9 protein-coding genes are annotated in these 8,260 nt (G+C 62.8%); all 9 read left to right on the top strand.

Features of this window, described 5'->3' with window-relative positions; all coding sequences use genetic code 11:
* Window positions 1-211, top strand: a 211-nt coding sequence (locus ACFQ79_RS39315; protein ID WP_383592869.1) for a hypothetical protein, incomplete at its 5' end; no start/stop codon positions are given.
* Window positions 212-858: 647 nt separating this feature from the next.
* Window positions 859-2,127, top strand: coding sequence for a beta-ketoacyl-[acyl-carrier-protein] synthase family protein (locus ACFQ79_RS39320; RefSeq protein WP_383592872.1), 1,269 nt, complete (start codon window positions 859-861; stop codon window positions 2,125-2,127).
* Window positions 2,124-3,341, top strand: a complete 1,218-nt coding sequence (locus ACFQ79_RS39325) for a ketosynthase chain-length factor (protein ID WP_383592875.1) — start codon at window positions 2,124-2,126, stop codon at window positions 3,339-3,341. The genes ACFQ79_RS39320 and ACFQ79_RS39325 overlap by 4 nt, the downstream gene beginning before the upstream one ends.
* Window positions 3,342-3,363: 22 nt before the next feature.
* Window positions 3,364-3,690: a phosphopantetheine-binding protein gene (locus ACFQ79_RS39330; RefSeq protein WP_383592878.1), complete on the top strand. Its 327-nt coding sequence runs from the start codon at window positions 3,364-3,366 to the stop codon at window positions 3,688-3,690.
* Window positions 3,687-4,469, top strand: coding sequence for a 3-oxoacyl-ACP reductase FabG (fabG, locus tag ACFQ79_RS39335; RefSeq protein ID WP_383592881.1), 783 nt, complete (start codon window positions 3,687-3,689; stop codon window positions 4,467-4,469). Before ACFQ79_RS39330 ends, fabG begins: the two co-directional genes overlap by 4 nt.
* Window positions 4,470-4,513: 44 nt before the next feature.
* A complete protein-coding gene (locus ACFQ79_RS39340; protein ID WP_383592883.1) occupies window positions 4,514-5,443 on the top strand; it encodes an SRPBCC family protein in 930 nt (309 codons plus the stop codon).
* 235 nt (window positions 5,444-5,678) lie between these two features.
* The gene (locus ACFQ79_RS39345) at window positions 5,679-6,125 is read left to right on the top strand and encodes a nuclear transport factor 2 family protein (RefSeq protein WP_383592886.1); all 447 of its coding nucleotides are present in this window, start codon (window positions 5,679-5,681) and stop codon (window positions 6,123-6,125) included.
* A 40-nt stretch (window positions 6,126-6,165) separates the two neighbouring features.
* A complete protein-coding gene (locus ACFQ79_RS39350; protein ID WP_383592889.1) occupies window positions 6,166-7,134 on the top strand; it encodes an isopenicillin N synthase family dioxygenase in 969 nt (322 codons plus the stop codon).
* Between the two features lie 342 nt (window positions 7,135-7,476).
* A complete protein-coding gene (locus tag ACFQ79_RS39355; RefSeq protein ID WP_383592892.1) occupies window positions 7,477-7,662 on the top strand; it encodes an acyl-CoA carboxylase epsilon subunit in 186 nt (61 codons plus the stop codon).
* Window positions 7,663-8,260: the final 598 nt, after the last annotated feature.

Here is an 8,260-nt window from a genome sequence, read left to right on the forward strand (position 1 = left end):
GGCTCTTCGGCCACCTCGGCAATCCATGTCAACAGCACTGAAGCAGTATCCCCGCATGGAGAGGCCCAAGAACCACCATAAGAAACGACGTCTTACTGGGCAGCAGCCCGGCCTGATGGCGAGCAAGGCCGCGGCAGCCTGGATTGTCACTGTCCTCGCCGTGTCCAGCAGTGAGACCGATTCCGGCCCCGACAGGCTCAACGATCGATGAGCAGACCTCGGGCCCTACGAATACCAGGAAGATCAACCACGCGGGACTCGATCTTTCAACACGCGGCGTCTACGAGCCCGTAGGACTTTGCTGGCAGGGCAGGGGCCGCTGCCCTGCCAGCGGCCGGTGTGCCGCGGTACTGAACGTTTTCCAGCCTCACGTGAGTACGAGCGTCCCGGTCGGCTTCGGAGGCATCAGCTCCCAGGGGCTCACCACCCGGCCACAAACACCCTGCCCTGCAAGAACTTCGCGGGCGCCTCAGACGGGCCGGAGCGAGAGAGCCACCACTGCAAAGCAGCAGAAGGCTCTCCACCAATGTCGCCCTCGGCCCGAACCACGCCGGAGCCCTCTCCCAAGCGGCCCCTGCCCGGCACCTGGCGATCATGCGCGCACTCAAGGGTTCCCCTGAGTAGCGATTGCTCATGGCTTCCCTTCTCCGAGATCGCACCGTGGAAACGCAAGGCAAGCATTCAATCCAGGTTGACTCCCCCCAATCTTAGCGGCAATGAAATAGCTAGAATATATCACGGAAAGCGGAACCAGCGCATATCGAACAATCAATTACTCTGCCAGAAGATCAAAGTCATTCCTGACGAGCGTTCCCGCTCCCTGCGAACTCGACGACAGCGAAGAGACAGGAAAGTTCAATGTTTCCGGATGTGGCGGTCACCGGCCTGGGCGTGATCGCACCTGGCGGTATCGGAGCGCAGGCTTACTGGGATCTTCTGTCCTCGGGTAGGACTTCGACTCGACAGCTGAGCTTTTTTGATCCAACTCCCTTTCGATCGCGTGTGGTCGCAGAATGTGATTTCTCCCCCGACTTGCACGGCCTTACCCCACAACAAGTACAGCAAATGGACCGGGTAACTCAATTCGCCGTTGCTGCGACCAGGGAAGCCATAGCCGACAGCGGCCTGGAAATCTCCCCGGAGATCCTTCATCGATGCGGCGTTAGCATGGGCAGCGCTGTGGGCTGCACAACAAGCCTGGAAAACACGTACGTGGACGCGAGCAGCCGAGGCAGAGACTGGCTGGTCAGTCCTGAGGGAATCAGCCCGGCCCTCTATGACCATTTCATACCGAGCTCTATCTGTGCCGAGGTCGCCTGGGAAGCCGGGGCGCAGGGGCCCGTCACCATGATCTCCACTGGCTGCACCTCGGGCATCGACGCGGTGGGCTTTGCCTGGGAGCGCATCCGCTCTGGCGACGCTGATGTCATGATCACAGGGGCAGCTGAGGCCCCGATCTCACCGATCACTGTCGCCTGCTTCGATGCCATTCGAGCTACAACGCCCGATAACGACTCCCCAGAGTGCGCCTCGCGGCCTTTCGATCTTCACAGGAACGGCTTCGTCCTGGGGGAAGGCGCTGCTGTCCTCGTCTTGGAGCGCATGGAGCATGCGCGGGCCAGGGGGGCCCACGTGTACGCGCTCATTTCCGGCTTCGCCTCGCGCTGCAATGCCTTCCACATGACGGGGCTGCGGCCCGATGGTGCGGAGATGGCTGATGCCATCTCCTGTGCGTTGAAAGAGGCCCGGGTGAGGCCCGAGGAAGTCGACTACATAAATGCTCACGGCTCGGGTACGCGGCAGAACGACCGGCACGAGACGGCCGCCTTTAAGCGCGCGCTCGGACGGCATGCATATTCCACGCCCATCAGTTCGATCAAGTCCATGATCGGGCACTCGCTGGGGGCCATCGGGTCTCTGGAGATAGCCGCCTGTGCTCTGGCTATGGAGAATGACGTCATCCCGCCGACCGCCAACCTGCGGACGCCTGACCCAGAATGCGATCTTGATTACGTTCCGCTGGTCGCACGTGCCCAGCGGACCGACGTGGCCCTGACGGTAGGCAGTGGATTCGGGGGCTTCCAGAGCGCCATGGTGCTTGCGCGGCCGGCAAGGACGGCGTCATGAAGGGCTCTGTCGCAGTCACCGGTCTTGGCATTGTGGCTGCGAACGGGGTCGGAGTGGAGGAGTACTGGAAGGCAACACTGGCTGGCGCTAGCGGGGTAGGGAGGATCACCCGTTTCGACTCGAGTGGCTATCCGTCCCAGTTGGCGGGCGAGGTTAGGGAGGTCGACTTCACTGCCCACCTGACACCGGCCCTGCTCGCTCAGACGGACACGATCACCAGGCTCGCCCTGGTAGCTGCTGATTTGGCCTTCGAGGATGCTGGTTTCCAGCCGGGTCAGCTTCCCGACTGGCAGACCGGCGCGGTGACCGCAAGCACCTGCGGGGGATTCGAGTTCGGCCAGCGGGAGCTGTCGAACCTGTGGAGCAAGGGTCCACAGTATGTGAGCGCTTATCAGTCCTTCGCCTGGTTCTACGCGGTGAACTCGGGTCAGCTTTCCATTCGGCATGCGCTGAAGGGCCCCAGCAGTGTCGTGGTCAGCGACCAGGCTGGTGGCTTGGATGCGGTGGCTATCGGTGCACGGCAGATGGCTAAAGGTGCCAGGCTTGTCATTGCGGGAGGCATCGACAGCCGCCTTTGTCCGTGGAGTTGGGTTGCAGAGATGGCGGGCGGGAGGATGAGTACCTGCAACGACATCACCCTTGCCTACCGGCCGTTCGAGGCAGACGCGTGCGGTGGTGTACCAGGAGAAGGCGGGGCGCTCCTGGTTCTGGAAGAGGCTGACTCTGCACGTCAGCGACCCGCCGCGCATGTCTACGGGCTGATCACCGGGCATGCCTCGACATTCGACGCCCGTCCTGGCACGCCGGGCGGGCCTGGGCTGGAGCGTGCCGTCCGTCTGGCGCTGGAGCGGGCTGGCTGCACGGCAGGAGACATCGACGTGGTGTTCGCCGACGCGGCGGGACTTCCCGCCCTCGATCAGGTGGAAGCTGACACGCTTGCATCGGTCTTCGGCCCCAGAGGTGTTCCTGTCACGGCGCCGAAAACCATGACGGGTCGGGTTGGTGCAGGAGCCGGGCCTCTCGACGTGGCAACAGCGCTCCTGTCATTGCGGGAGCAGGTGATTCCCCCGACCATCCACACGGTCGGCACCCCTGCCCTGGATCTTGTCCGTTGCACTCCCCGACCAGCACTGCTGAGCCGTGCCCTGATTCTCGCTCGCGGCTATCCCGGCTTCAACTCAGCTCTGGTCGTGACTGCTCCGTCAGTAAACTGAGTACCCGTCAGGAGGTAAACCCATGGTCAACGCATCCGTCAGCCGCAGTGATCTGATGTCGGCTCTGTTGCAAGCCGCAGGTGAGGCCGGGACCCATGTACCGCTGGCCGCCATGCAGGTGGACAACCAGCCTTTCGAAGCGCTTGGGTTCGACTCGCTCATCCGGCTCGAGGCCGTGTGCCGTCTGGAGCGCGATCACAAGATCCACATTGATGATGGCGCTGTCAGCGCCAGAACTCCAGCCGAGATGCTTCGCATTATCAATGGCCCTAGTACCCCCTCGGCAGCTTCGGCGTGCGAGCCGCAGAGGCCCTCCGAGGCAGGCGAAGACCAACTGGAGCGTCCATGAATCGGGAAGCAAGGGTAGCCGTTGTAACCGGCGGCACCAGCGGTATCGGCCTGGAAGTTGCCCGCGACTTCACCGCACGCGGCCTGCGCGTGTATATCTGCGCCCGGCATCAGGACGCTGTCGATCAAGCCGTTGAGCAACTGAGCCAGGGAGACACGGCAGTCGCTGGAATTGTGTGCGACGTGTCCAGCGCGGAGGATGCCGGCCGCTTCGTGGAGGAGGTAGTCCGGACCGCTGGTGGCCTCGACATCCTGGTGAACAACGCTGGCCGCGCAGGCGGGGGCGTTACCGCTGACTTGACGGACGAACTGTGGCAGGACGTCATCCAGACAAATCTCGGCGGCGTCTTCCACATGAGCCGGGCGGCTCTGCGTCATGGCGGGATGCAGGACCGCGGCTGGGGACGCATCATCAACATCGCCTCCACAGCAGGAAAGCAGGGAATCCCGCTCGGCGCCCCCTACAGCGCTTCTAAGCATGGCGTCATCGGGTTCACCAGGTCCCTGGCCCTTGAGCTGGCCACCACCGGGATCACCGTCAACGCCGTCTGCCCAGGCTACGTGGAAACCCCGATGGCCACGCAGGTCCGAAAGGGCTACGCGCAGGCTTGGGGCATCAGCGAGGCGGAAGTCCACGACCAGTTCCGGGCGAAGATCCCGCTCGGCCGCTACTCCACCCCCGAGGAGGTGGCTGGTCTTGTCGGATATCTAAGCACCGACCTCGCAGCCTCCATCACTGCGCAGGCGATCAACGTCTGCGGCGGGCTCGGAAGGTACTGACGACCGCACCCCCACACGCCTGCAACCAAGATCGGGACTGGAGCATGGAAAAGCAAACGACGCACCGCATCGAGGTCGCCGCTTCCGAGCAGGAGGTCTATCAGGCAATCGCCGACGTGGCCCGATGGCCGGAGATCTTCCCCAACGTTGTCCACGCCACACGTCTTGAGGGCGACGAGTACAGGGAGCGGATCCGCCTGTGGGTCAGTGACCAGTTCGGGACTCGTACATGGACCTCGCGCAGACTTCTCACCCCTGCCACCGGACGGATCGAGTTCCACAAAGACACCGACGAACACACGGGCGCCGGCTCGATGCGTGGCGTTTGGCTGGTCGGGAAAACCCATGGAAATCACACGCCGCTCAGTATGACCCTGATGCGGGCCACGGAGGGCGCTGACGAAGACCACGCCACGCCACATGAGCTTATGGAGCTCAAGGCGTATCTGGAGGTCGCCCCCCATGCAGGCGACCTGCGTGTGGAGATCGAGGACACTATCGAGGTGGACGGTCCGCCGCAGGAAGGTTACGCCTTCCTCTACCAGGCTCGCCTCTGGCAAGAGCGCCTGCCCCACGTAGCGGATGTCCGTGTCGACGACTGCGGCCCCGGGCTGCAGGAGCTGGCCATGACCACGATGGCTCCGGACGGCTCACAGCATTTCACTCGTTCCATTCGTGTCTGCCTCCCAGAGAGCGCACAGATCATCTACAAGCAGACCGTCCTGCCGTCACTGCTCGCTATGCATCTGGGGAGATGGTGCGTCACTCCCGGCAACGGATCCTTCAAGGTCTCCTCTCAGCACACGGCCACTGTGAACGCATCGCAGGTCGCCCGGGTTCTCGGCCCCGCCGCCCAGATCAGCACAGCCGTTGATGTCATAGCCAACGCCCTACACACCAACAGCAGGGCGACCCTGAGGCACCTTAAGGGCTGCGTGGAAGGAGCCCCTGCAGCCGCTGACGGACACGGGTAGGCCCTGATGAGAGGCTTGCACCCTTTCGAATCCGCCCTTCCCCACCGATTGTTCGGCTGCTGCCTGCGCCTGACAAACAGCAACCTGCGGGAGATTGAGGCCAAGCAAACACGGCAGCTGACCAGTTACTTGGCCCCTGCAGCGCCACGGCCAGCGACCGACGCAGTCCAACTCACTTGCTCTGCGGCATCACACAAGGAATCTCATCAGTCGCCAAGGAAGGAAGCGAGCACCCATGACCGGTGAAGACCACCACCTGCATGCCCGCACAATGGCAGGCATCGCCGGGGCCGTCAGACGCGGCCAGATCGAAAAGGCTCTCGACTACTACCTTCCCGACGCAGTTTTCGAGGAGACAGCCCTGGGGCACGCCTTTCACGGACGAGCGGCGATCACCAAACTCTTCAGCGACTTCGTTACGGCAATCGAGGGTCCCACCTTCACTGTGGTCTCCTCATTCGGCAGCGGCCGTCACGCCGTCTTCCAGTGGGTCATGAGCGGCACCCGGCACAGCCTGGTCCCCCAACTGCCGGACCGGCAAGCAGCACATAGGGAATTCACCCTGCAGGGCGCAAGTGTGTGTCTGTTCAATGCCGACTACCGCATCGCCAGGGAAACCGTCTACTGGAACCCCCAGGCCATGGGCCCCAGCCCTGCCCCGCCAAGCGGCACCGCGCACTGAATCTACGTATACCGACATGCGAACGACAAGGATGATAGGAATGGACAGCATCCCGCTCATCGACCTCACACCCTGGTGGAATGGGGACACTCCAGACCGGGATCTTGTGGCTTCCCAAGTAGACGCGGCCCTTCAGGACCATGGCTTCCTGCTGGTCACCGGTCATGGCATCCCACTTGAGCTGCGCCGTAAGCTCCGCACTGCGGCACGGCAGTACTTCACACTGCCCCACGAGGTGAAGGAACAGTATGCCGTCACAATGGGCGGACGGGGCTGGCTGCGCTCGGGCCTCGTCACTGCCGGGCGTTCTGAGGGCACCATGACGCCTCCCGATCTCAAAGAGACGTTCGCCTTCGGCGCCGCCGAGGAGGACGGCGGCGTCAACCCCTCCCCCCAGTGGTTCAAGCCCAATGTCTACCCTCAGGAGGTACCCGAGCTTGAGGCACTAGTCACGGAGTTCCTCTCCTGCACCCGCCAGCTCGCCGACGAGCTCCTCCGTGTGTGCGCCTCTGCCCTGGGCGTCGAGGACGGCTTCTTCGCTGAAGCGATGAACAACCCCTTCTACACAATGAACCTGAACTGGTATCCCTCCCTGGCCACTCTCAGAGAACCCGTCAGAGAAGGGCAGTTCCGGATAGGGCCGCACACCGACTTCGGCACCATCACCATCCTGGACCGAGAGCCTGGAATGGGCGGCCTGCAGGTCTACGGCCGCGACGGCCATTGGCGTGAACCTGCCTGTCGCGAAGACGCGCTCGTCATCAACATCGGCGACCTGCTCGCCTACTGGAGCGGGGGACGTTGGCGCTCCAGCCGTCATCGTGTCATCCCGCCTGCGGCTGCATCGCCCAACGAGGACCAGCTGTCCCTCATCTTCTTCCTGGTTGCTGCTCCTGCCGCCCAGATCACACCCGTCAGCCCTTCACTGGAGGGGTACTCCGAGCCAGTCGTGGCAGAGGATTTCCTCATGGAAAGGATTCGGCGGGTCTCGCAGACACCCGCCGGATAGATCACTTCAGAGGGGACTTCCCTCCGACGGCTGAGACTGCAGGCCGCGTGTGATTTAGGCTGTGGCCGCCGCTTAACGCTGAGGGATGACCATCAGCAGCCCTTTGAGGTATGTCCTCCTCCTGGCGATTTACAGGTACAGCACCCGCCCGAGATCGCCACTGTGGTCCACAGAACGGCTGAGCTGACGCTCCTCGCTGGGCTGAACCCTGCCGGCGCGCGAAGTCTGCCAGTACCGTCCCGGACACTTTGCGTATCACCTGTTCCCTGGGTCATGCATCGTCCCAGAAAACGCCGTCTCGCAAACAGGCAAGTCAGCTCAGTGGTTGAGAGAAGAACCCACATGAACCATCAGAACCACATCCGTGTCGAGAAAGGTTACGCCGCCCCGGAGGAGTTAGCCGCTCTCATCACAGCCCTCCTCGCTCTCGCATCCGGCAAATGCCGCAGAACGGTCAGCCCGCCGCCCCGCTCTACAGCCCGCTGGTGCAGCCCCGACTTTTACTCCCCTCACAGCTGGCGGAGCTGACCCAGATGCGTGCCAGACTCAGCGGATGATCGACTCGGCGACCACCCCACCGTGCACAGAATGTGTGAGCCGCCGCATAACGCTGCGGCTGACGGAGCTCCGACGCTCATGAGGTGCGTAGATCCCTGCCCGCACTTGACCGAACCGCAGCCAGGTTCGGAAGCTCACGGCCTATCTGTAAGCCCAACGCGGCTCATTTGTCGACATTTCCATGGTTGTGGAAATATTCGGGCTGGGCGCTGCCGCCCGAGTTGGCACAGCCGGAATGTTCGCCGCAGCCAGTGCCAATAGTGTCCGTCCCAGAGCATGTCACATCTCCGTCACACTGCCGGGAAATACCACTGTCCGCACCAAGCATCTGCAAGAGGTGAATAGGCATCGGTCGCCCTTTCTTCAGGTCTATAGTTCAGGCTGCACTGAGGCCAATCTCACTGGATCGGTCCCCGCGGCAGTGAACCTCAGTTCACCATGGTGAGATGGGGATAGCACTGAGTAACAGTTGCCTAACGAGCTCGTGCACGGTAGGCGGTGAGGCGTCGAGCCACGGATGGTCGATCATGGTGGGGTGGTGGGGACCGTGACTCGTGCAGCGATCGTC

This window comes from Streptomyces sp. NPDC056480 (assembly GCF_042795405.1).
Lineage (GTDB): Bacteria > Actinomycetota > Actinomycetes > Streptomycetales > Streptomycetaceae > Streptomyces.

Bases quoted from the DNA above. Each gene is read 5' to 3' on its own strand.
- fabG (WP_383592881.1), top strand. From the start codon at position 3,687: ATGAATCGGGAAGCAAGGGTAGCCGTTGTAACCGGCGGCACCAGCGGT.
- ACFQ79_RS39325 (WP_383592875.1), top strand. From the start codon at position 2,124: ATGAAGGGCTCTGTCGCAGTCACCGGTCTTGGCATTGTGGCTGCGAAC.
- ACFQ79_RS39330 (WP_383592878.1), top strand. From the start codon at position 3,364: ATGGTCAACGCATCCGTCAGCCGCAGTGATCTGATGTCGGCTCTGTTG.
- ACFQ79_RS39340 (WP_383592883.1), top strand. From the start codon at position 4,514: ATGGAAAAGCAAACGACGCACCGCATCGAGGTCGCCGCTTCCGAGCAG.
- ACFQ79_RS39355 (WP_383592892.1), top strand. From the start codon at position 7,477: ATGAACCATCAGAACCACATCCGTGTCGAGAAAGGTTACGCCGCCCCG.
- ACFQ79_RS39350 (WP_383592889.1), top strand. From the start codon at position 6,166: ATGGACAGCATCCCGCTCATCGACCTCACACCCTGGTGGAATGGGGAC.
- ACFQ79_RS39320 (WP_383592872.1), top strand. From the start codon at position 859: ATGTTTCCGGATGTGGCGGTCACCGGCCTGGGCGTGATCGCACCTGGC.
- ACFQ79_RS39345 (WP_383592886.1), top strand. From the start codon at position 5,679: ATGACCGGTGAAGACCACCACCTGCATGCCCGCACAATGGCAGGCATC.